Below are 20,592 nucleotides of genomic sequence, written 5' to 3'. Positions count from 1 at the left end.
TGCCCGGTTTGTCCGATTATTCTGGGCGGCCTTGCCGGAACCCGGACAAAGGAGGTCACTCGACATGCTCAGCGCACGGTGGTCCGCCCTCGCCGAGAGGATCGGACGGACCGACTGCGTCGGGGCCGCGCGCGCGACCGTGGCCGCCGGACTCACCTGGCAGATGTGTGCGACCCTGCTGCACTCCCCCGGCCCGTACCCGGGTGCCGTCGCCGCGCTGCTCACGGTCGAGGCGACGGTGGTGCGCACGGTCGCCGCCGCGGCCCGGTACGCCGCCGGCTGTCTGCTCGGTGTCCTGCTCGCGGTACCGGCCGCGCTGTATGTGCACCCGGGGATGGTGGGGCTGGCCCTGGTGGTGTTCGCCTCGGTGCTGCCGGTCCGGCACGGCTTCCTCGGTCACCACGGCCTCCATGTGCCGACCACCGCCCTGATCACCTTCGCCCTGGTCCGCGGCCGCCACCCCGGCGAGCTGGCCTCCCATCTCACGGAGATAGTGCTGGGCATCGCCTTCGGCCTGGCGTGCAGCGCGCTGCTGTTCCCGGCGGTGCGCGTGCGCTCCGCCGAGCGGGCCCTGGCGGAGCTGCGGCATCTGATCGCCCGGGACCTGGACGCGCTGGCCGACGCGGTCGTACGGCGTGAACCACCGCGGCAGGTGCTCGGCGCCGCCTGGGAACGCGACCTGGAGACCGCCCTGGACCGGGCCCGCGGAGCGGTGGACGAGGCGCACGAGAGCGTGCGCTGGAACGTCCGGCCGGCCGCCCGGCGCCGCCGCTGGCACCTGGACCACCGGGTGCTGCACACGCTGGGCGAAGTGGCAGAGCAGGCGACGGCGACGGGCCGGCTGCTGGACGGACACCGCCCGCACCCCGGCGGCCCCGCCGCCCCCTTCGTCCAGCGGTACGCGCGCCTGCTGCGGACGACCGCCCTGTGCGTCTACTCCTGCCGGGGCGGCGGCCGCCCGCATCCCGCGCTGCCCGCCGCACGGCACGCGCTGGCCCGGCTCGACGGACCGGCCCCCGGCCCCCACCCGGCCCCGCACACCCCCGCCACCGCCACCGCCACACCGGCTTCCGCCGACGAGCCCGGCACCACTCAGCCGCCCCCGGCCACCGGCTCCGGTAGCGATCCATCAGCCCTGGGCGCCGCGCTGGGGACCGATCCATCAGCCCGGGACGCTCACCCCCGCACCGAACCACCGGCCCGGGAGATCGGCCCCGGCGCAGGCCCCCCGGCCTCGGTGACCGATCCCCACCCCGACTCGCCTGCCCCGCACACCAACCCGGCGGCCCCCGACACCAGCGTCGGCGTCGACCCGCGCACCGGGTCCCTGGCCCCCGGCACCGATCCCCGCACCACCCCACCACCCCCCGGCGTCCCCGAGCGGCGCCTCCTCCGGCAGCTCGACGCGGCCCTCGCCTGCCTGGCCGCGCCCGCGCCCGCGGCCCGGGCCGCCCGGCCGCACCGCGTCCTCGCTCCCCTACGGCCCGCATCGCGACGATGACCTCTTCCCCCTCCACCGATCTCCAACACCAGCACCCCACCCCCACCGGCAAGGACACCGGGCGCCGGTCCGCCCGCTCCCGGGTCCTGCTGGCCTCCGCACCCGCGCTGCTGATGGCGGTGGTCGTCCTCGTCGACGTACTCACCCCGGACTGGCTGCATGTCGCGCCGGTGCTGGCCGCCGTACCCGTCCTGGCCGCCGTGCTGCTGCCGTGCCCGGCGACGGCGGCGCTCGCCGCTGCCGTGCTCGTGGTCACGCTGCTGCTCCAGCTGGACGCCGGGACGTGCGGCCGCCCGGACTCGGACGTCACCCTGGGCACACTGTTCGTCGTCGGACTCACCTCGCTCGGCGCGTGCGCGCTGCGGCGGCGCCGGGAACGGCAGCTCCGCCAGGTCCGCTCGGTCGCCGAGACCACACAGCGCGCCCTCATGCACCCGCTCCCCGGCCGGATCGGCTCGCTGGCCCTGTCCGGCTGCTATCTGCCGGCCGAGTCGGAGGCCCGGATCGGCGGCGACTTCTACGAGGCGCTGCGCACGCCGTACGGCACCCGGATCCTCCTCGGCGACGTACGCGGCAAGGGCCTGACGGCCGTCGGCGCCTCGGCGACCCTGCTCAGCGCCTTTCGTGAACTCGCCTACCAGGAGCCGGAGTTGACGCGCGTCGCGGCGCACCTGGACGAGCGGGCCCGACAGCAGATCGCGGCGCTGGACGGGACCCCGGACGGACGGGGCACGGACGGTGCGGGCGGCGCCCTGTTCACGGAGCGGTTCGCCACCGCGCTGCTGGTGGAGTTCCCGCCCGGCGAGACGGTGGCCCGCATCGTGCACTGCGGCCACCCCGAGCCGTATGTCGTACACGCCGGGCGGCCGCGCCTGGTACGGCCGGAGCAGCCGGGCGCGCCGCTCGGGCTCGGTGACCTCCTGGACGCGCGGCCGGTCGCGCAGACGGTGCCGTTCACGGCCGGCGACCGACTGGTGCTCTACACCGACGGTTTCATCGAGGCCCGCGACCGCCTCGGCCGGTTCTACGACCTGTCCGGGCGGGTGCGGGCGCACGCGGGCCGGCCGCCGGCGGCGATGGTGGCGGCCCTCCGCCGCGACCTGCTGCGCCATGTGCACGGCGATCTCGGGGACGACGCGGCCCTGGTGGCGGTGGAACGGCTGCCCTCCGGCGCCGACGCGCCGCGGGCCGGACACGCGTGAACCGGCCGACCTCGGCCAAGGCGGGCCCGCGGCGCCGCTCCGCCTGGAACCATGGAACGCCCGGCGAGGGAGGGAGACGCCCGTGGCGTGGACGACGGAGGAGTTCGGGGAGTCCCACGAGGGCATCGTCGGAGCCGTGCTGGCCGACGGCAGCGAGCCGAAGCCCGCGTACTTCGACGTCGGCAGCGGCGCCGAGATGTACCGGACCAGCGAGTGGTGGGCGTACAGCGGCCGGCTGGGCAAGCCACGGGCGGCCGCGATCCGGGCCGCGTGCAGTTGCGGCTGGCGCGGCCCGAGCGTGCCGGTGCCGTGGGCGGAGCTGGACGAGGACGGCCTGGACGACCTGGACCTCTCCGGTCCGCACCGGGACTGGCGGGAACACATCGGGGCGGTGGAGCGGCGCACGGTGCCGTTGCCGGAGGAACTGACCGAGCTGCTGGGCGTCCTGGAGGAAAGGCTGCTGGCGCTCGCCGACGACGCACCGGCCGCCGCGCTGCGGGCCGTGGCGGCGCTGGACCGGCTGACCGCCCGGGTCGGCCGGGAGGCGGCCTGCATGATCGAGGAGGACAGCGCGGGGCAGTGGGAGTCGCTGGGCAGGGCCCTCGGCATCGCCCCCGACCGGGCCCGCTCCCTGGTCACCCGCTATCTGCTGCTCCACTGAGCCGCGGCAAGCGCGAGCGGCCGACCGGGCTGGATGACACGCAACTCGGAAGGCGGCCGGGGGCTGCGTGGGACGCGAAGGGGGGCGGCCGGCGGGCGCATGGCCCGGCGGCCGCCCGCTGTCAGGGCGCCACGGCCCGGCCGGTCTGCGGGGAGATCCGGCCGGCGCACAGCCCGCGGGCCGCCAGCACCTGGGCGATGCGCGGCACCGCGGCGAGCGTGTTCGCGGGCCACTCGTGCATGAGGATGACCTGACCGTTGGTCAGCCGGCCGGCCGCCTGCACGATGGCGTCGGTGCTCGCGCCGTTCCAGTCCTGCGAGTCGACGTCCCAGATGACCTGGGTGAGGCCGTACTTGGCCGCGACCCCGTGCACGGTGGCGTTCGTCTCGCCGTAGGGCGGCCGGAACAGCACCGGTGTGCCGCCGCCGGCCGCCGCGATCGCCTGCTGGGTGCGGGCGATCTCGGAGTCGGTCTGCGCCTGGCTCAGCTGGGTCAGATGCGGGTGGGTGTAGCTGTGGTTGCCGATCCACATGCCCGCCGCGGCCTCGGCCCGGACCTGTGCCGGATAGGCGGCCGCGTACTGGCCCTCGTTGAACACGGTGGCCCGCAGTCCGTTCTGCCGGAGCGCGGCGAGCAGGGCCGGGGTATGGGCGTCGGACGGCCCGTCGTCGAAGGTGAGCCCGACATACCCGGAGCAGCCTGCGGCACGGGACGGTGTGGCGCCGAGCGTGAGGCTGCCGGTGATGCCCAGTGCGGCCACGGCGAGCGTCGCCACGAGGGGCCGGACGGCCCGGCCGGGTGAGCTGCGCATGGGTGCCACCTCCCCTCAGTTCACCGTGATGCTGGAGTTGCCGCTGCTGTGGTAGCCCTCGGTCGCCAGGATCATGTAGTTGAAGGTGCCGAGGTTCATGCCGTGCCGGGCCCAGGCGTCGAAGTGGTTGCCGGTGGTGATGGTTCCGCCGGTCCGCTTGGTCTGCCGCACGCTCCAGTACTGGTTGAACGTCCGGATGCCCTCGATCGACGGGGCGTTGACCCGGGTCGTCTCGTAGATGTCGTACGTGCCGCCGTCGCTGGTGACGGTGCCCTTGTAGGTGCCGGTGGGCCGGTAGGTGCCCCAGTTGTCGACGACGTAGTACTCCACCAGCGGGTTGGTCGTCCAGCCGTACAGGGAGAGGTAGCCGTTGCCGGACGGGTTGAAGCTGCCGTTGTAGTTGACGGTGCGGCGGCCGCCGGTGCTCCAGCCCTTGCCCGCGACGAAGTTGCCGCTGTTGCTCCACGAGGTGCTGTAGCTGCCTCCGGAGCCGAGACCCATCGAGACGGATCCGCCTCCGTCGGTCCAGAACGAGTAGTAGTAGCCGTTGTTGGTGCCGGTCTGGTTGGTGGTGATGACCGTGTCGGCCTGCGCGGTGCCGGGCAGCAGCAACGCTCCGACGGCGACCAGCACCATGGCGCACGCGCCTCGGATGAAGAGCACGAACCGTTCCACGACGCTTCCTTCCTCATCGCCCGCTGACGCCGATGAGTGTCTGAGCGGGCCGAACCACTGTCAACAGTTTCGGTTGATATTTCGAAACGTTCGTACCTGTGAACAGCAGCGGTGATGCGTCGAAAGCGTTCGGAGCGCGCGGCTCGCTGATCGACTTTCACCGGCTCCTGACGTCGAAAGTTTCGACGTGGTGACCGGTGTCCCCTGACCGGCCCAACGACCGCGCGTCCGAGGGGCGCGGTCGCCTGCGGGGTGTGACCGTGGTGGGAGGCATCCGCCGGTGCACCGGAGTCGAGGAGGCGGGATGGAGTCGATGAGCGCGGTCGCCGACGCCGTGCTGTACGAGGGGTACCTGCTGTATCCCTATCGCCGTTCCTCCGCGAAGAACCGGGTCCGCTGGCAGTTCGGGGTGCTGCTGCCCCGGGACTGGGTGGAGCGGGACGGGCCGGTCGCGCCCGGCATCTCCGGCTCCGCGGACTCCTGGTACCAGCAGACCGAGTGCCTGCTGCGGGTACGGCGCCCGGACGCGGCCGTGCGGGTGCGGGTGCGCTATCTCCAGCTCCAGCACAAGCAGGTGGAGGCGGCCGACGGCGCGGGCGGACACCGGCCGGTCGAGTCGTTGCGGGCGGAGGACGGCACCCGTCATCTGTCCTTCGAGGAGGCCGTGGAGCGGGAGGCCGAGGTCACGCTGGCTCCGGCGGACCTGCTGCGCGGGGCGCACACCGTCTGTGTGAACGCGCCCGCCGGGGCGGACTGCGAGCCGCTGCCGGCCGGGGCGGGCCGCACGGTCCGGCGGCGGCAGGAGGTACGGGCGGCCCTGACGGTCGCCGCCGAACCACTCTCCGCCGAACCGCTCTCCGCCCAACCGCCCGCCGCCGAACCGCTCGACCGGCCGGAGCTGTACCGGCTGCGGGTGCGGATCGAGAACACCGGCGCCGCCCCGGATCCGCACGCGCCGCGGGGCGCGGTGCTGGAGCGGGCGCTGATCGCCACGCACACCCTGCTCGGCGGCGACGGCGTGGAGTTCGTCTCCCTGATCGATCCGCCGGCCGCGCTGCGCGAGGCGGCAGGGGGCTGCCGTAACGCGTTCACGTTCCCGGTGCTGGGCGGCGCACCCGGCGCCCACGCCGGCGCCGGCGCCGACGGGGCGACCGCACCCGTCATGCTGTCCGCCCCCATCATCCTGCCGGACCACCCCCAGGTGGCGCCGGAGAGCCCCGGCGACCTGCACGACGCGGCGGAGATCGACGAGATTCTCACGCTGCGCACGATGCTGCTGACCGACGAGGAGAAAGCGGAGGCCCGGGCCACCGATCCACGGGCCGCGCAGATCCTCGACCGGGTCGACACCATGCCGGACGAGGTGTTCGCCCGCCTGCACGGCGCCATCCGCTCCCTGGCCCCGGCCGGGGCGCCGGCCCGCCCGCAGCGGCCCGCCTGGTGGCAGGAGGGCGGTGACGACGGGCTGTCCCCGACGACCGACACCGTCCTCGTGGCCGGGGTCGCCGTGGGCGCGGGCAGCCCGGTGCGGCTGCGTCCCCGGCTGCGCGGCGCCGACGCGCAGGACATGTTCCTGGACGGGCGCACCGCCCGGGTCGCCGCCGTCTTCCACGACGTCGACGGCGGGGTCAGGTTGGCCGTCACGGTCGACGACGATCCGGCCGCCGAACTGCACGACTGGTACGGCCGGTTCCACTACTTCCGGCCCGACGAGGTCGAACCCCTCGTTCCCACGGGCCCGCCGGTGTCCCCCGGCCCGGCCCACGACCGACTGCGACGGAGGCCGCAGACATGAGCACACGGAGCGGTACCACCGAAGCCCCCGGCGAGTCCGGCCGGGCCGAAGCGCACGACGGCTTCGAGGAGATCACCATCCTCTGGATCTCGGAGGGCATGAGCTGCGACGGCGACACCGTGTCGCTGACCGCGGCGGGCCAGCCGTCCATCGAGGACGTGGTGCTGGGTCTCATCCCGGGTCTGCCGAAGGTGAACCTGGTCAACAAGGTGCTGTCGCCGAGCCTGGGCGGCGAGGACTTCCTCGCCCCGTACCGGGCGGCGGCGCGCGGCGAGCTTGCGCCGTTCATCCTGGTGATCGAGGGTTCGATCCCGAACCAGCGGATCATCGAGGGGGACGGCTACTGGACGTCGTTCGGCAACGACCCCGACACCGGTCAGCCGCAGACCCTGAACCAGTGGATCGACGACCTCGCGCCCAAGGCCTGGGCGGTGGTGGCCGCCGGGACCTGTGCCACGTTCGGCGGCATTCACGCCATGGCCGGCAACCCGACCGGCTGCATGGGCCTCGCGGACTACCTGGGCTGGGACTTCACGGCGCGGTCCGGGCTGCCGATCGTCAACGTGCCGGGCTGCCCGATCCAGCCGGAGAACTTCATGGAGACCCTGGTCTGGGTGCTCCAGCACGCCGCCGGCACCGCTCCCCCGCCACCGCTGGACCACATGCTGCGCCCCCAGTGGCTGTTCGGGAAGACCGTGCACGAGGGCTGCGACCGGGCCGCCTACTACGAGCAGGGCGACTTCGGGAAGGACTACAACTCCCCCAAGTGCCAGGTGCGGGTGGGCTGCTGGGGCCCGGTCGTCAACTGCAACGTCCCCAAGCGGGGCTGGATGGCCGGCATCGGCGGCTGCCCCAATGTCGGCGGCATCTGCATCGGCTGCACGATGCCCAGCTTCCCGGACGCCTTCATGCCGTTCATGGACGAACCGCCGGGCGGCACCCTGTCGTCGGCGGTGATCCGGCCGTACGGGGCGGTCATCCGGCGGCTGCGCGGCCTGACCAACGACCTGGTGAACCACGAGCCCAGGTGGCGCCACAACAAGCGCAAGCTGACCAGTGGTTACGACCCCCACTGGCGCGCCTGACCGTCCCCCGGACCCCACCTCCACCCGCCCGACCCGAACAGCGAGGGGCAGCACCGCAGATGACCACCACCGAGTCCCGGGCCACGGGACGCAAGCCCGCCCAGATCGTCGACATGTCCTGGGATCCGATCACCCGGATCATCGGCAACCTGGGCATCTACACGAAGATCGACTTCGCCAACCGGGAGGTCGTGGAGTGCCACAGCACCTCGTCGCTGTTCCGCGGCTACTCGGTGTTCATGAGGGGCAAGGACCCGCGGGACGCCGGGTTCATCACCTCGCGGATCTGCGGCATCTGCGGTGACAACCACACCACCTGCTCCAACTACGCGCAGCAGATGGCCTACGGGGTCAAGCCGCCCAAGCTGGCCGAGCACATCACCAACCTCGGCGAGGCGGCGGAGTACATCTTCGACCACACGATCTTCCAGGACAACCTGGTGTTCGTGGACTTCTGCGAAGCGATGGTCAAGGCCACCAACCCCGGTGTGCTGGCCCGCGCCGAACGCACCGACGCACCGCGCGGGGACATCCACGGCTACCGCACCATCGCCGACATCATGAAGGCCTTCAACCCCTTCGAGGGCGAGGTCTACAAGGAGGCGCTGAAGGTCAGCCGGATCACCCGGGAGATGTTCTGCCTGATGGAGGGGCGGCATGTGCACCCCTCCACGCTGTACCCGGGCGGCGTCGGCACGATGCCGCAGCCGAGCACCTTCACCGACTACCTCAGCCGGCTCATGCGCGTCATCGACTTCATCAAGAAGGCGGTGGCGATGAACGACGACGTCTTCGACTTCTTCTACGAGGCCCTGCCGGGCTACGAGGAGGTCGGCAGACGCCGCATTCTGCTCGGCTGCTGGGGCGCCTTCCAGAACCCGGACGTGGTGGACTACCGCTACGCGACGATGAACGAGTGGGGCCGGGCGATGTATGTCACCCCGGGCATCATCGTCGACGGCAAGCTGGTCACCAACAACCTGATCGACATCAATCTCGGCCTGCGCATCATGCTGGGCAGCTCCTTCTACGAGGACTGGGTGAACGAGGAGCCGTTCGTCACCCACGACCCGCTCGGCAACCCCGTCGACATGCGCCACCCCTGGAACCAGACCACGGTCCCGGTGCCGCAGAAGCGGGAGTTCGAGGGCAACTACAGCTGGGTGATGAGCCCGCGCTGGTACCACCCGCAGACCGGCGAGCACCTCGCCCTGGACACCGGCGGCGGCCCGCTCGCCCGGCTCTGGTCGACGGCGCTGAGCGGCCTGGTCGACACGCCGTACGTCAAGGCGACCGGCGGCGCCGTCCGGATCACCCTGCCCAAGGGCGAGCGGCTGCCGGAGACCACCCTGGAGTGGCGCATCCCGAAGTGGAGCAACACCCTCGAACGGGACCGCGCCCGGCCGTACTTCATCGCCTACGCCGCCGCCATGGCCTTGCAGTTCCTGGAGGAGGCGATGGGCATGCTGAAGAGCGGCGACACGAAGGTGTACGAGAACTTCGAGGTGCCGGACGAGTCGATCGGCTGCGGCTTCCACGAGGCGGTCCGCGGTGTCCTCTCCCACCATCTGGTGATCAGGGACAAGAAGATCGCCAACTACCACCCGTACCCGCCCACCCCGTGGAACGCCAGCCCCCGTGACATCCACGGCACCCCCGGCCCGTACGAGGACGCCGTCCAGGGGCAGCCGATCTTCGAGGAGAACGGTCCCGACGACTTCAAGGGCGTCGACATCATGCGCACCGTGCGCAGCTTCGACCCCTGTCTGCCGTGCGGGGTCCACATGTACATGGGCAAGGGCAAGACGCTGACCACGGTCCACTCGCCGACATATGGAGCGAACCATGGCTGACCCGGCCGTGCGGCTGCCGGACCCGGCCGTGGAGGCACGGCTCGCCCGGCTCGACGAGGTGCTCGCCGGGCTGGAGGCGGCGCCCGGGCCCGCCCTGGAGGCGGTACGGCTGCTGACCGAGGTCTACGGCGAGGCGCTCGCCCGGGTGCTGGACCACGCGGACGGGCCGCTGACGGAGCGGCTCGCCGATGACGAGCTGCTCGGGCATCTGCTGGTCCTGCACGACATCCACCCCGAGCCGCCGGAGCGCCGGGCCGCCCGCGCGGTCGAGAAGCTGCGGCCCGCGGTGCGCGAGCGCGGCGGCGATCTGGAGTGGGCGGGCGTCGAAGGACAGGTGGCGCGGGTACGGCTGAGCAGCGGCGGCGGTTGCGGTTCCGGCTGCGGCAGCGGCGGCGGCTCCTCGGACGTCGCCGCGGCGGTCCGGGACGCGGTGCTGGCCGTCGCCCCGGAGCTGACCGAGGTGGAGACGGTGTCCGGCGCCGCCCGCCCGGCCGGTCCGGCGTTCGTGCCGCTGGACTCCCTGCTGGTCCGGGAGGCGCGGTGAGCGTGGACGGGGCGCTCGCCCGGGTCATCCGCTCCGCCGCCGACCGGGCGGCGGAGGCCGCCGCGGAGGTGTGTGAGCTGTGCGCCGCGCGGATGGCCGGGGAACACCCGCATCTGTACGACACCGGTGCCGCCGAGCTGCGGTGTGTGTGTCGCCCCTGCTCGGTGCTGTTCGCGGACGGCGCGGCGGGCGAGGGCCGGTACCGGCTGGTGCCCCGGCGGCGGCTGCGGCTGCCGCCCGTCGACACGGCGGTGCTCGGGGTCCCGGTGGGCCTGGTGTTCTTCGTGCCGGGCTCGGACGGCACGGTGACCGCGCAGGGGCCGAGCCCGGCCGGGGCCATGCGCTGGGAGGTGGACGCGGCGGCCTGGCGGCGGCTCGCCGCCGAGGTCCCGCAGCTGGCCGGGATGGCACCCGATGTGGAGGCGCTGCTGGTGAACACCGTGCGCGGCGCCGACGCACACTGGATCGTGCCGGTCGACGACTGCTACCGGATGATCGCCCTGGTCCGCCGGGAGTGGCGGGGCCTGTCCGGTGGCGGCCGGGTGTGGCCGGCCGTAGAACAGTTCTTCAGGGAACTGACCGAGCGGTCCTGAGGACCGGACCGGAAGGAGAACCGGTATGGGCAGCATCCGAGTGGGCCGACCCCAGGCGAAGCCCGACACCCCCACCCATGTGCGCGGACTGCACCAGGGGAACAAGGGCCCCTACCAGCACCAGACCGGACACCACGCGGACGGCACGTCCGACGCGCGCCGCTCCACCGGTGTGCACTGGAAGCGGCATGACGCGCTGGTGAAGGACATGCCGAACATCTCGCCGGGATGACCCGGCGGGACCGGCAGGACGTGACCCTCCAGGAGGTTTGCATGAGAAGAAGGACCAGGCGGGCCGGGATGTCCGGGCGTCAGCTGCTGGGCGCGCAGGCGGCGGTCGTCGGCGCCCTGTTCGCGGCCGTGTTCGTCAAGGAACTCCCGGGGATCGTGCGCGAGTTGCGTATCTACCGGATGACCGGTGGGCTGCGGGCCGCCCGCCGCTATCCCTGAGCCGGCCGTGCACGAACTGTCGATCGCGACCGCGATCGTGGAGCGGGCCGAGGAGATCGCCCGTGCGGACGGGTCGGGCCGGGTGTCCTCGGTGACCGTGCGGGTCGGCGAGCTGGCCGGGGTCGTGCCGGACGCGCTGCACTTCGCGTTCGAGGTGGCCCGGGACGGGACGGCGCTCGCCGGTGCCTGCCTCGTCGTGGAACAGGTGACCGCGCTGGCCTGGTGCGGCGGGTGCACCGAGGAGTTCCCGGTGGGCATGCCGCCGTTCTTCTGGTGCCCGCGCTGCGACCGGCCCTCGCAGGAGCTGCGCCGCGGGCGGGAGCTGGAGATCACCGAGGTGGCGCCGGCCCCGGCCCCGCGCTGACGGCGGGGCCGGGCTCCGGTCAGCAGATGCGGGGCAGCTGCTCCCCCAGCGGCAGGTCCACCACCCGGGTGCCGCCGAGGCCGGTGGCGACGACGACCATGCCCGGGTGGTCCGCGACGCACTCCCCGATGACGGCCGCTCCGGTGCCGTGGGGATGGGCGTGCATCGCGGCGAGGACGGCCTCGGCGTGCTCCGGGGGCACGAAGGCGACCAGCCGGCCCTCGTTGGCGACGTACAGCGGGTCCAGGCCGAGGAAGCCGCAGGCGTTCACGACCTCGTCCGGCACCGGGACGGCCCGCTCGTGGAGCCGGACGCCGGTGCCGGAGGCGCGGGCGATCTCGTTGAGGGAGGCGCCGAGCCCGCCCCGGGTCGGGTCGCGCAGCACATGGATGTCGGGGGTGACCGCGAGCATGGCGGCCACCAGCCCGGCCAGCGGCGCGGTGTCGGAGGCGATCTCGACGCCGAACTCCAGCCCTTCCCGCACGCTCATGATCGCCACACCGTGCAGTCCGATCGGGCCGCTGACGATGACGACGTCCCCGGGGCGGGCCCGCTGCGGGCGGATGTCGACGCCGTCCGGTACGAGGCCGACGCCGGCGGTGGTGACATAGACGCCGTCGCCGTGCCCGGACTCGACGACCTTGGTGTCGCCGGTGGCCACGGTGACGCCCGCGGCTTCCGCCGCCGTACCGATCGCCCGCGCGATCCGCTCGACGACGGCGAGTTCCACCCCCTCCTCCAGGACGAAGGCCGTGGAGAGATAGGCGGGCCGGGCTCCGCTCATGGCCAGGTCGTTGACGGTGCCGTTGACGGCGAGGTCGCCGAGGCTGCCGCCGGGGAAGAACAGCGGCCGTACGACATAGGAGTCGGTGGAGAAGGCCAGCCGGGCGCCGCCGAGGTCGAGCACGGCGGAGTCGGTGAGGGCGGCCAGGGTGGGGTTGCCGTAGGCGGGGGCGAAGACGTGCTCGACCAGTTCGGCGGAGAGGGCGCCGCCTCCGCCGTGGCCCATGACGACGACCGGCTGGTCGCGCAGCGGGGCGGGGCAGGTCCAGTTCGCGGGGTCGACGGCCGCTTCGGTGGCGAGGTCAGCCAACGGTGTTCATCTCCTCCTGCGGGATGCGGGATCCCTGAGGGGCCGGGGCGTTCATCCGGCGGTACAGGTAGTAGGCGGCGCAGGCGCCCTCGCTGGAGACCATGGTGGCGCCGAGCGGGGTACGCGGGGTGCAGGCCGTGCCGAAGGCCTCGCACGCGGTCGGCTTGATCAGCCCCTGGAGGACCTCGCCGGCCCGGCACACGGCGGGTTCCTCGGTGCGGATGCCGCTGACGTCGAAGCGGTGCTCGGCGTCGTAGGCCCGGTAGGCCTCGGACAGCCGCCAGCCGCTGGCCGGGATGGGGCCGATGCCGCGCCAGTTGCGGTCGGTGACCTCGAAGACCTCCTGGAGCATGCGCAGGGCCGCCGGGTTGCCCTGGTCGCGTACGGCCCGGGGGTAGGCGTTCTCCACCCGGTGCTCGCCGCGCTCCAGCTGGTGGACCGCGCGGCGGATGCCCTCGAGGATGTCCAGCGGCTCGAAGCCGGTCACCACGACGGGGACGCGGTGCCGCTCGGCCAGGTCCGGGTACTCGGTGGTGCCCATCACGCTGCACACGTGTCCGGCGGCGAGGAAGCCCTGCACCCGGCACTCGGGCGCCGTCATGATCGCGTCGATCGCCGGGGGGACCCGGACATGGGAGACCAGCAGGCTGAAGTTGCCGAGGCCGAGGCGGCGGGCCTGGTGGACGGCCATGGCGTTGGCGGGCGCGGTGGTCTCGAAGCCGATGGCGAAGAACACCACCTGCCGGTCGGGGTTCCTGCGGGCCAGATCGAGGGCGTCCAGCGGCGAGTACACCACCCGGACGTCACCGCCCTCGCCCTTGACCCGGTACAGGTCCCGGTCGGTGCCGGGCACCCGCAGCATGTCCCCGAAGGAGCAGAAGATCACCTCGGGGCGGGCGGCGATCTCCAGGGCCTTGTCGATGACCTCCAGCGGGGTGACGCACACCGGGCAGCCAGGCCCGTGGATCAACTCGACGTTCTCCGGCAGGAGTTGGTCGATGCCGTGCCGGATGATGGAGTGCGTCTGGCCGCCGCAGACCTCCATCAGGGCCCAGGGCCGGGTGGCCGTGGCGTGGATCTCGTCCAGCAGTCGCCGGGCGAGGGCGGGGTCCTGGAACTCGTCGATGTACTTCACGGGGCCTCACTCCCGCTCTCCTGCCGCGCCGCCTGCTCCCAGGCGTCACCGAACTCCTCTTCCAGCAGGCCCAGTTGCTCGAACAGCTCCAGGGAGGCACGGGCCGATTCCTCGTCCAGGCGCTGCAACGCGAAGCCGACGTGGACGATGACGTACTCCCCCACCCGGATGTCGGGCAGGTACTCCAGGCAGGCCTGTTTTCGTACGCCGCCGAAGTCGATCAGGCCGGTGAGGGGGTCGGCGCGGTGGTCGATGGACACGACCTTGCCGGGCACTGCCAGACACATGGGTCACTCCGTCTCGTGGTGGGTTGCCGTCCCCGCGACGATGAGCTGGCCGAGGGCCAGCCCGCCGTCGTTCGGGGGGACGTCGCGGTGGAGCAGGACCGTCAGGCCGTCGGCGGCCAGCAGGGCGGCGCACTCCTCCTCCAGCAGGGCGTTGGCGAAGACCCCGCCGGTGAGGGCCACCGTGGTGAGCCCGGTGGCGGCGCGGGCGCGGCGGCAGATCTCGGCGACGGCCCGGGCCACGCCCCGGTGGAAGCGGGCCGCGAGGACGGGGGCGGGGGTGCCGCGCCGCTGGTCGGCGAGGAGGGCCTCCAGCATCGGCGCGGGGCTGTACACCAGCTCCCCGCCGCCGGTGAAGCCGAAGGGGTAGGCCACCGCCTCCGCGTCCCGCGCCTCGGTCGCGGCCGCCTCCAGTTGCAGCGCGGCCTGCGCCTCGTAGCCCGCGCGGTGGCAGACGCCCACCAGGGAGGCCACCGCGTCGAAGAGGCGGCCCATGCTGGAGGTCGGCACACAGGCCAGCTGCCGCTCCAGCTGCCGTCTCAGGACGGCCGTCTCGGTGTCCGTGCAGGCCCGGACGCTGGGCAGCCACGGCTCCCAGGGCAGTCCGGCCGCCCACAGCCGGGCCAGGGCCAGCCGGCAGGGGTTGGCCACACCGGCGTCACCGCCCGGCAGCGGGGCGGGGGCCAGCCGGGCGAAGCGCCGGTAGCCGGTGTAGTCGGCGAGCAGGACCTCGCCGCCCCACACCGTGCCGTCGTCGCCGTAGCCGGTGCCGTCGAAGGCGACGCCGATCACCGGGCTGGTGCCGTCCAGGCCGTGCTCGGCCATGGCGGAGGCGACATGGGCGTGGTGGTGCTGGACCAGCCGCAGCGGCAGCCGCCCGGCGCGCCGCCGGGCCCACACGGTGGAGTGGTATCCGGGGTGGCGGTCGGCGGCGAGCAGCCGGGGGGCGACTCCGGTGAGGCCGCTCAGGTGCCGCTCGGCGCGCTCGGCCGCCGCCAGCGTCGCCAGGTCGGCCATGTCGCCGATGTGCGGCCCGAACCAGGCGTGTTCGCCCTCGCCCAGGCACAGCGCGTTCTTCAGGTCGCCGCCGACGGCGAGCACCGGCGGGACCGGGACCGGCAGCCGCACCGGGCGGGGGACATAACCGCGGGAGCGCCGCAGGACCTGTGCGGTGCCGTCGGGGCGGACCCGGAGCAGGGAGTCGTCGCAGGGCGAGGCGATCGGCCGGTCGTGGCTGAGCCAGGCGTCGGCCAGGCCGGCGAGCCGGGTCAGGGCCTCGGTGTCGTCGGTGACGATGGGTTCGCCGGAGCGGTTGCCGCTCGTCATGACCAGCACCCGGGGGCCGGGCGGATCGCCGGGCAGCCCGAACAGCAGGGTGTGCACGGGGGTGTAGGGCAGCATCACACCGATGTGCGGGCTGCCGGGGCACACCTGGCCGGCGAGCCGGAGGCCGTCCGCCGGGGTGTGTCCGCGCAGCAGCACGATGGGGCGCCGGGGGCCGGTCAGTTCGGCGCGTTCGGCGTCGGTGAGGAGCGCGATCCGCTCGGCGGTGGCGAGGTCGGCGCACATCACGGCGAAGGCCTTGCCGCCGCGTTCCTTGCGGGCCCGCAGGGTGGCGACGGCGCGGGCGTCGGTGGCGTCGCAGGCCAGGTGGTAGCCGCCGACGCCCTTGACGGCCACGATCCGCCCGGCGGCGAGCAGTGCCCGCGCCGAGGTCAGGGCCTCCGCGTCGCGGGCCGGGCGGATGCCGAGCCCGTCGGCGGGGACGAGGGTGAGGCGTGGTCCGCAGTCGGGGCAGGCGACGGGCTGGGCGTGGAAGCGCCGGTCGGCGGGATCGCCGTACTCGCGGGCGCAGGCGGGGCACAGGGGGAAGCCGGCCATGGTGGTGACGGCGCGGTCGTACGGCATCGCGGTGGCGATGGTGAAGCGGGGGCCGCAGTGGGTGCAGGTGATGAAGGGGTGCCGGTGCCGGCGGTCGCCCGGGTCGGCGAGTTCGCGCAGGCAGGCGGCGCAGGTCGCGGTGTCGGGCGGCAGCTGGGTGCGGCCGCCGGCCCGTTCGGTGGTGCGGATGGCGAAGGGGGCGGTGTCGCCGGTGGCGGGCAGCTCCTCGCCGGCGACGCCGGTCACGGTGGCGAGCGGCGGCGGCTGTTCGGCCAGGACGGTGCAGAACCGGTCGACCTCGCCGGCCGGTCCCTCTACCTCGAGGATGACGCCGTCGCCGGTGTTGCCGACGAATCCGGCCAGCCCGAGCTCTGCCGCCAGGCGGTGCACATACGGCCGGAAGCCGACGCCCTGCACGGTGCCGCGCACGGTGAGCCGGCGGCGGACCAGGCCGGTCGCGGGGGCCGTCATACGGCGGTGGCGGGTGTGCTGTGGTGGTGGCCGTGCGGGTGCGGGGCGAGGGGCGGACGGTGGGCCGGGGCGCCGTCCCGGGCGGCGAGGGCCCGGTCCAGCAGGGTGCCGACCCCGGAGCCGCTGCGGGCGCAGGTGCGGACGATCTCGACGCCCGGGTTGACCCGGTGCACGTTCGTCCGGAAGGCGGCCTCGTCGAAGCCGGCCGGCTCGGCGAGGTCGGTCTTGGTGACGACGACGAGATGGGCGGAGCCGAAGGCGGTGGGGTACTTCAGCGGCTTGTCCTCGCCCTCGGTGACCGCCATCAGCACGATCCGCAGGGTCTCGCCCAGGTCGTAGGCGGCCGGGCAGACGAGGTTGCCGACGTTCTCCACGAAGAGCACCCGGGTGCCGGGCGGCAGCCAGCCGTCCAGCCGGGCCCGGACCTGGCGGGCCTCCAGATGGCACAGCCCGTCGGTGAGCAGCTGCTGCACGGGTGCCCCGGAGCGGGCGAGCCGGACGGCGTCGTTCTCGGTCGCGAGGTCGGCGGTCAGCGCGGCGACCGGCAGGCCGCGCTCCACGGCGCGGGCCAGGACCCGGCCGAGGAGCTCGGTCTTCCCGCTGCCGGGGCTGGACAGCAGGTTGACGACGGCCACGCCCTGCCGGGCGAGGTCGCCGCGCAGGGTGGCGGCCAGGTCGTCGTTCTTCGCCAGGACGGCTTCTTTGACGGCCTGTTCCACGTCGGACCGGCACATGGGCGCAGCTCCTCGGATACGGCGGCGGGGTCCGGGCCGCCGGACGCGGCCCGGGTGCTCACCGATCTTCGGTGCCGTCGGCCGCGGGGACGGGCAGCGCAGCCGGGTGCGGGGGGCGGGATTCCATCGGGCGGCCCAACGGGGGCGGTGCTGCGGCCGGGTCGGCGAGCAGGGCCGGGACGAGGGTGTGCAGCGCGTCCACGGCCCGGTCGACGGCCTCGCGGACCGGTTCGCTCAGGCCCGGCAGGATGTCCTCGTCCCCGGCCGGCAGCACCGCGGGTTCGCAGGCCAGGACGAGGACCCGGGGCAGCGGTTCCTCGCCCAGGTGCGCCGCGAGTGCCAGCACCGTGGCCGGGTCCATGCCGTGGGCCTCGGGCACGACGGTGCCGTCGGGCGGCTCGGCCTCCAGGAGGGTGAGGGTGCCGGGGCGGTGGCCGCGCCGGGCGGTGTCGACCAGGACGGCGGTGGCACAGCCGGCCAACAGGGCGTAGGCGAGGTCCAGGCCGCGGATGCCGAAGTCGCGCACCTGGACGCCGGGCGGCAGCGGGCGGTGGTCGAGGGCGCGGATCACCTCGGGGCCGAAGGCGTCGTCCGCGAGGAAGATGTTGCCGACGCCCGCCACCAGCAGTTCCGCCGTCACCGGAGGGTCCCGGCCGGCGGGTCGAGCGGGCGCGGCGAGCCGGCCGGGGTCTTGCGGACGAAGGCCGAGCGCAGGGCGTGGTAGGGCGCCGCGGGGTCGAAGAAGATGGCGTGCATGCGGTCCAGTTCGGCCTGCCGGTACTCGGCGAGGGGCCGTTCCCGCTCGTCCGCGGCGCGCGCGGCCGCCTTGGCGGCGATCCTGCGGTCGAGGCCGGGGTCGGCGGCGAGGTCCGCCGCGAGCTGTTCGGCCGCGGCGGCGAAGTCCTGGGGGGCGGCCGGGACGATCCGGTCCACGAGCCCGAGCCGCGCGGCGGACGCGGCGCTGACCGGCAGGGCGTCGCCGGTCAGCCGCTCGGCGCACGCGGCGCCGGCGCGGCGCGGCAGGGTGTAGGTCCAGAACTCGGAGCCGTACAGGCCCATGCGCCGGTAGTGCGGGTTGAGGACGACGCCCGTACGGCACCACACCTCGTCGGCGGCGAGAGCGAGCATGGCGCCGCCGGCGGCGGCGTTGCCGCCGAGCGCGGCCACCACGAGCCGGTCGGTGGTGCGCAGCACCGCTTCGACCAGGTCGTCCATGGCGCACAGGTTGGTCCAGGACTCCCGGGCGGGGTCGGGGGCCGCCTCGATGACGTTGAGATGGATGCCGTTGGAGAAGAAGTCGCGGGCCGCGCCCAGCACCAGCACCCGGGTGGGGCGGGTGAGCGCGTGCCGGTAGGCGGCGAGCAGCCGGCGGCACTGGTCGGTGCTCATGGCGCCGCCGGGAAAGGAGAAGGTCAGCACGCCGACGTCACCGCGCTGCCGGTAGCGGATGTCGCTGAAGGTACGCCGGTCCGCGGGCAGTTCCAGCGGGACGGTGTCCTCCGGGAGGCTGAGGCCGGGTTCGAGGGCGGCCAGGACGCTGGCGGCGGGCCGGCGGAAGGGCGCGGGGTCGCCGGAGTTCCTGCGGGGCCGCAGTTCCGGGATCCACACGGCGCCGTCCCGGGTGGCGCGGCAGACCGCGCCCGCCCGCTGGGCCAGCAGCTCGCCGGGGCGGCCGCGCAGCCGGTCCTCGGGGTGGCCGCCGTGCAGGAACACCTCCCGGCCGAGGAGTTCGTCCAGGACGCCGGGCTGCGAGTCGGCGCCGCGGAGCTTGGCCAGGACGGTCCCGGTGTCGTCGTGCTCCCAGTCGATGCGCCGCCGCTCCTGCCGGAAGAGGTCCCGCCAGACGACGTCGATCGACTCGTCCGTCTGCGGGCGGGGCTTGTAGGAGCCTTCCGCGAAGCGCCGTACGGCCGTGTGGACGGCGGTCACGGCGGCGTCGGAGGCCTCGTTGCGGTACAGGTCGCTCTTGCCGACGGACGGCACGGGGAAGGGCTCCGCCGCCCAGACGGGGCCCGCGTCCATCGCCGCCTCGGCCTGGAGGACGGTCACGCCCCACTCCGCTGCCCGCCCCGCGATGGCCCAGTCCAGCGAGGACGGGCCGCGGTCGCCGGGCGGGCCGGGATGCACGATCAGGCAGGTGTGCTCCCGCCACACGTCCTCGGGCAGCGCCGTCTTGAGCATGGGCGCGACGACCAGCTCCGGCCGCAGTTCGCGTACGGCGGCCCGCACCGGCTCGGGGCCGTGGGTGGCGAGGACGACGTCGACATGGTGTCCCTCGTCGGACAGTTCGGCGTACAGGCGCTGGGAGAGGCTGTTGAACGCGCTGGCCACGAGCAGAATGTTCATGACATGGCATCGTCGTCCCCGCGGCGGGCTCCGGGAAGGACCGCCGCGGCGTTTCGTCCCCGCCCGTCAGGTCTCTTCCTCCATCCGGATCGCGTTGCGCAGGTCCTCGAAGGCCTGGCTGTGTTCGTCCTCGCGCATCTCCAGCAGGGCGCCGGCGATCGCGTCGAGCTTGCGCTGGATGGCGTGTTCGGCCCGCATCTCGGCGTTCTTCAGCAGCGCCAGCAGGAGCAGGGTGACCGCCGTCATGGACTCCCCGGCGAGCAGCAGCAGTTCCAGGCGCAGATGGGCGACGTGGGCCGCGGCGAAGAAGCCGACGAGCAGCAGGCAGAAGAGGAAGAAGACCGGGGAGCTGGTGAAGTTGGAGGCGTATTCGGCGAACTGTTCGAACCGGCCGCGGCGGTCGCCGCCGCGGTGCACGGGATTCTTGAAGGTCATGGCCGGGCCCTACCGTTCGGCGGGCGCAGGCGGCGTGTCGCCGGCCGTCTCCGCCCGGGCGTATACGGCGGCCTGCGCCGCGGCCCGGATCCGGTCCCGGGCCGCCCACCCCCGTGCCCCGGCACCGGCGGCATACTCGCCGCCGCCGGCCGTCGCGTCATCCGGTTGCGCACTCGTCGCCGCCTCCTGCCGCCGTCCGGCGGGGGCGGCCCTCGCGCTCAGCTCCGCAGTACCCAGCTGGGGTGGTACGACACCGCAGGCCCGGGCGCCGCTGGGCGGGCGGGCAGGGGTCCTCGACCGGAGGCCGGGTGACGGGTGGCGGGCTAGGCGGGCCGCCGGGCGGGCGGGCAGAGGTCATCGACCGGAGGCCGGGTGACGGGTGGCGGGCTAGGCGGGCCGCCGGGCGGGCGGGCAGAGGTCATCGACCGGAGGCCCGGTGACGGGTGGCAGGCTAGGCGGGCCGCCGGGCGGCCGTGCAGAGGTCATCGACCGGAGGCCCGGTGACGGGTGGCAGGCTAGGCGGGCCGCCGGGCGGGCATGCAGAGGCCCCGACCGGAGGCCCGGTGACGGGTGGCGGGCTAGGCGGGCCGCCGGGCGGGCGGGCAGAGGCCCCGACCGGAGGCCGGGTGACGGGTGACGGGCTAGGCGGGCCGCCGGGCGGGCATGCAGAGGCCCCGAC

21 protein-coding genes are annotated in these 20,592 nt (G+C 74.0%); 11 read left to right on the top strand and 10 right to left on the bottom strand.

Annotated features, from left to right (window positions below; genetic code table 11):
• Nucleotides 1–64: 64 nt before the first annotated feature.
• From ACZ5CZ_RS18160 to ACZ5CZ_RS18150, 3 genes are all read left to right on the top strand, one after another.
• Nucleotides 65–1,501, top strand: coding sequence for an FUSC family protein (locus tag ACZ5CZ_RS18160; protein WP_468943812.1), 1,437 nt, complete (start codon nucleotides 65–67; stop codon nucleotides 1,499–1,501).
• Nucleotides 1,498–2,703, top strand: a complete 1,206-nt coding sequence (locus ACZ5CZ_RS18155; protein WP_468943809.1) for a PP2C family protein-serine/threonine phosphatase — start codon at nucleotides 1,498–1,500, stop codon at nucleotides 2,701–2,703. The genes ACZ5CZ_RS18160 and ACZ5CZ_RS18155 overlap by 4 nt, the downstream gene beginning before the upstream one ends.
• 82 nt (nucleotides 2,704–2,785) lie before the next feature.
• Entirely contained in the window at nucleotides 2,786–3,364 is a 579-nt protein-coding gene (locus ACZ5CZ_RS18150; RefSeq protein WP_385840879.1) for a hypothetical protein, read from the top strand.
• A 121-nt stretch (nucleotides 3,365–3,485) separates the two neighbouring features.
• Here ACZ5CZ_RS18150 and ACZ5CZ_RS18145 read toward each other — a convergent pair whose 3' ends face one another.
• Both ACZ5CZ_RS18145 and ACZ5CZ_RS18140 read right to left on the bottom strand, forming a co-directional pair.
• Nucleotides 3,486–4,175: a polysaccharide deacetylase family protein gene (locus ACZ5CZ_RS18145; RefSeq protein ID WP_385840880.1), complete on the bottom strand. Its 690-nt coding sequence runs from the start codon at nucleotides 4,173–4,175 to the stop codon at nucleotides 3,486–3,488.
• A gap of 15 nt (nucleotides 4,176–4,190) precedes the next feature.
• Nucleotides 4,191–4,850, bottom strand: a complete 660-nt coding sequence (locus ACZ5CZ_RS18140; protein ID WP_385840882.1) for a glycoside hydrolase family 11 protein — start codon at nucleotides 4,848–4,850, stop codon at nucleotides 4,191–4,193.
• A gap of 304 nt (nucleotides 4,851–5,154) precedes the next feature.
• Here ACZ5CZ_RS18140 and ACZ5CZ_RS18135 point away from each other — a divergent pair, with 304 nt between their 5' ends.
• The 8 genes from ACZ5CZ_RS18135 to hypA are packed head-to-tail and all read left to right on the top strand — an operon-like array spanning nucleotide 5,155 to nucleotide 11,534.
• Nucleotides 5,155–6,645: a hypothetical protein gene (locus ACZ5CZ_RS18135; protein ID WP_468943804.1), complete on the top strand. Its 1,491-nt coding sequence runs from the start codon at nucleotides 5,155–5,157 to the stop codon at nucleotides 6,643–6,645.
• Nucleotides 6,642–7,730: an NADH-quinone oxidoreductase subunit B family protein gene (locus ACZ5CZ_RS18130; RefSeq protein WP_385840884.1), complete on the top strand. Its 1,089-nt coding sequence runs from the start codon at nucleotides 6,642–6,644 to the stop codon at nucleotides 7,728–7,730. The genes ACZ5CZ_RS18135 and ACZ5CZ_RS18130 overlap by 4 nt, the downstream gene beginning before the upstream one ends.
• Before the next feature lie 59 nt (nucleotides 7,731–7,789).
• Nucleotides 7,790–9,583 (top strand): nickel-dependent hydrogenase large subunit, encoded by a 1,794-nt coding sequence (locus ACZ5CZ_RS18125; RefSeq protein ID WP_385840885.1) that lies wholly within the window; start codon nucleotides 7,790–7,792, stop codon nucleotides 9,581–9,583.
• Entirely contained in the window at nucleotides 9,576–10,127 is a 552-nt protein-coding gene (locus ACZ5CZ_RS18120) for a NifU family protein (protein ID WP_385840886.1), read from the top strand. The genes ACZ5CZ_RS18125 and ACZ5CZ_RS18120 overlap by 8 nt, the downstream gene beginning before the upstream one ends.
• Nucleotides 10,124–10,720: a DUF5947 family protein gene (locus tag ACZ5CZ_RS18115; protein WP_385840887.1), complete on the top strand. Its 597-nt coding sequence runs from the start codon at nucleotides 10,124–10,126 to the stop codon at nucleotides 10,718–10,720. The genes ACZ5CZ_RS18120 and ACZ5CZ_RS18115 overlap by 4 nt, the downstream gene beginning before the upstream one ends.
• 25 nt (nucleotides 10,721–10,745) lie before the next feature.
• Nucleotides 10,746–10,952 carry a hypothetical protein gene (locus ACZ5CZ_RS18110; protein WP_385840888.1) on the top strand — a complete coding sequence of 69 codons (207 nt, stop codon included), beginning with the start codon at nucleotides 10,746–10,748 and terminating at the stop codon, nucleotides 10,950–10,952.
• A gap of 41 nt (nucleotides 10,953–10,993) precedes the next feature.
• Complete coding sequence (locus tag ACZ5CZ_RS18105) at nucleotides 10,994–11,170, top strand: hypothetical protein (RefSeq protein ID WP_385840889.1); 177 nt, start codon at nucleotides 10,994–10,996, stop codon at nucleotides 11,168–11,170.
• A 7-nt stretch (nucleotides 11,171–11,177) separates the two neighbouring features.
• A complete protein-coding gene (gene hypA, locus ACZ5CZ_RS18100; protein ID WP_468943797.1) occupies nucleotides 11,178–11,534 on the top strand; it encodes a hydrogenase maturation nickel metallochaperone HypA in 357 nt (118 codons plus the stop codon).
• A gap of 19 nt (nucleotides 11,535–11,553) precedes the next feature.
• Here the strand turns inward: hypA and hypE are convergent, their stop codons facing one another.
• The 8 genes from hypE to ACZ5CZ_RS18060 all read right to left on the bottom strand — a co-directional run bounded on the left by hypE (nucleotide 11,554) and on the right by ACZ5CZ_RS18060 (nucleotide 19,913).
• Nucleotides 11,554–12,627 (bottom strand): hydrogenase expression/formation protein HypE, encoded by a 1,074-nt coding sequence (hypE, locus tag ACZ5CZ_RS18095; protein WP_385840892.1) that lies wholly within the window; start codon nucleotides 12,625–12,627, stop codon nucleotides 11,554–11,556.
• A complete protein-coding gene (gene hypD / locus ACZ5CZ_RS18090) occupies nucleotides 12,620–13,762 on the bottom strand; it encodes a hydrogenase formation protein HypD (protein WP_468943795.1) in 1,143 nt (380 codons plus the stop codon). Before hypD ends, hypE begins: the two co-directional genes overlap by 8 nt.
• Nucleotides 13,759–14,049 (bottom strand): HypC/HybG/HupF family hydrogenase formation chaperone, encoded by a 291-nt coding sequence (locus tag ACZ5CZ_RS18085; protein ID WP_385840894.1) that lies wholly within the window; start codon nucleotides 14,047–14,049, stop codon nucleotides 13,759–13,761. The genes hypD and ACZ5CZ_RS18085 overlap by 4 nt, the downstream gene beginning before the upstream one ends.
• Nucleotides 14,050–14,052: 3 nt before the next feature.
• On the bottom strand, nucleotides 14,053–16,398 hold the full coding sequence (hypF, locus tag ACZ5CZ_RS18080; RefSeq protein WP_468943791.1) for a carbamoyltransferase HypF: 2,346 nt from the start codon (nucleotides 16,396–16,398) through the stop codon (nucleotides 14,053–14,055).
• Nucleotides 16,395–17,132: a hydrogenase nickel incorporation protein HypB gene (gene hypB, locus ACZ5CZ_RS18075; RefSeq protein ID WP_385840896.1), complete on the bottom strand. Its 738-nt coding sequence runs from the start codon at nucleotides 17,130–17,132 to the stop codon at nucleotides 16,395–16,397. The genes hypF and hypB overlap by 4 nt, the downstream gene beginning before the upstream one ends.
• Before the next feature lie 58 nt (nucleotides 17,133–17,190).
• A complete protein-coding gene (locus tag ACZ5CZ_RS18070) occupies nucleotides 17,191–17,772 on the bottom strand; it encodes a hydrogenase maturation protease (protein WP_468943787.1) in 582 nt (193 codons plus the stop codon).
• The gene (locus tag ACZ5CZ_RS18065) at nucleotides 17,769–19,478 is read right to left on the bottom strand and encodes a hydrogenase maturation protein (RefSeq protein WP_468943784.1); all 1,710 of its coding nucleotides are present in this window, start codon (nucleotides 19,476–19,478) and stop codon (nucleotides 17,769–17,771) included. The genes ACZ5CZ_RS18070 and ACZ5CZ_RS18065 overlap by 4 nt, the downstream gene beginning before the upstream one ends.
• A gap of 66 nt (nucleotides 19,479–19,544) precedes the next feature.
• On the bottom strand, nucleotides 19,545–19,913 hold the full coding sequence (locus ACZ5CZ_RS18060; protein WP_385840899.1) for a hypothetical protein: 369 nt from the start codon (nucleotides 19,911–19,913) through the stop codon (nucleotides 19,545–19,547).
• Between the last annotated feature and the right edge of the window lie 679 nt (nucleotides 19,914–20,592).

The organism is Streptomyces sp. NPDC031418 (assembly GCF_055581605.1).
The sequence above is the reverse complement of the archived record's forward strand: the minus strand, read 5'-3'. Positions and strand labels throughout refer to the sequence as shown.

Bases quoted from the DNA above. Each gene is read 5' to 3' on its own strand.
- ACZ5CZ_RS18120 (WP_385840886.1), top strand. From the start codon at position 9,576: ATGGCTGACCCGGCCGTGCGGCTGCCGGACCCGGCCGTGGAGGCACGG.
- ACZ5CZ_RS18110 (WP_385840888.1), top strand. From the start codon at position 10,746: ATGGGCAGCATCCGAGTGGGCCGACCCCAGGCGAAGCCCGACACCCCC.
- hypB (WP_385840896.1), bottom strand. From the start codon at position 17,132: ATGTGCCGGTCCGACGTGGAACAGGCCGTCAAAGAAGCCGTCCTGGCG.
- ACZ5CZ_RS18125 (WP_385840885.1), top strand. From the start codon at position 7,790: ATGACCACCACCGAGTCCCGGGCCACGGGACGCAAGCCCGCCCAGATC.
- ACZ5CZ_RS18085 (WP_385840894.1), bottom strand. From the start codon at position 14,049: ATGTGTCTGGCAGTGCCCGGCAAGGTCGTGTCCATCGACCACCGCGCC.
- ACZ5CZ_RS18130 (WP_385840884.1), top strand. From the start codon at position 6,642: ATGAGCACACGGAGCGGTACCACCGAAGCCCCCGGCGAGTCCGGCCGG.
- ACZ5CZ_RS18065 (WP_468943784.1), bottom strand. From the start codon at position 19,478: ATGAACATTCTGCTCGTGGCCAGCGCGTTCAACAGCCTCTCCCAGCGC.
- hypF (WP_468943791.1), bottom strand. From the start codon at position 16,398: ATGACGGCCCCCGCGACCGGCCTGGTCCGCCGCCGGCTCACCGTGCGC.
- ACZ5CZ_RS18060 (WP_385840899.1), bottom strand. From the start codon at position 19,913: ATGACCTTCAAGAATCCCGTGCACCGCGGCGGCGACCGCCGCGGCCGG.
- ACZ5CZ_RS18160 (WP_468943812.1), top strand. From the start codon at position 65: ATGCTCAGCGCACGGTGGTCCGCCCTCGCCGAGAGGATCGGACGGACC.
- ACZ5CZ_RS18105 (WP_385840889.1), top strand. From the start codon at position 10,994: ATGAGAAGAAGGACCAGGCGGGCCGGGATGTCCGGGCGTCAGCTGCTG.
- ACZ5CZ_RS18155 (WP_468943809.1), top strand. From the start codon at position 1,498: ATGACCTCTTCCCCCTCCACCGATCTCCAACACCAGCACCCCACCCCC.
- ACZ5CZ_RS18145 (WP_385840880.1), bottom strand. From the start codon at position 4,175: ATGCGCAGCTCACCCGGCCGGGCCGTCCGGCCCCTCGTGGCGACGCTC.
- ACZ5CZ_RS18135 (WP_468943804.1), top strand. From the start codon at position 5,155: ATGGAGTCGATGAGCGCGGTCGCCGACGCCGTGCTGTACGAGGGGTAC.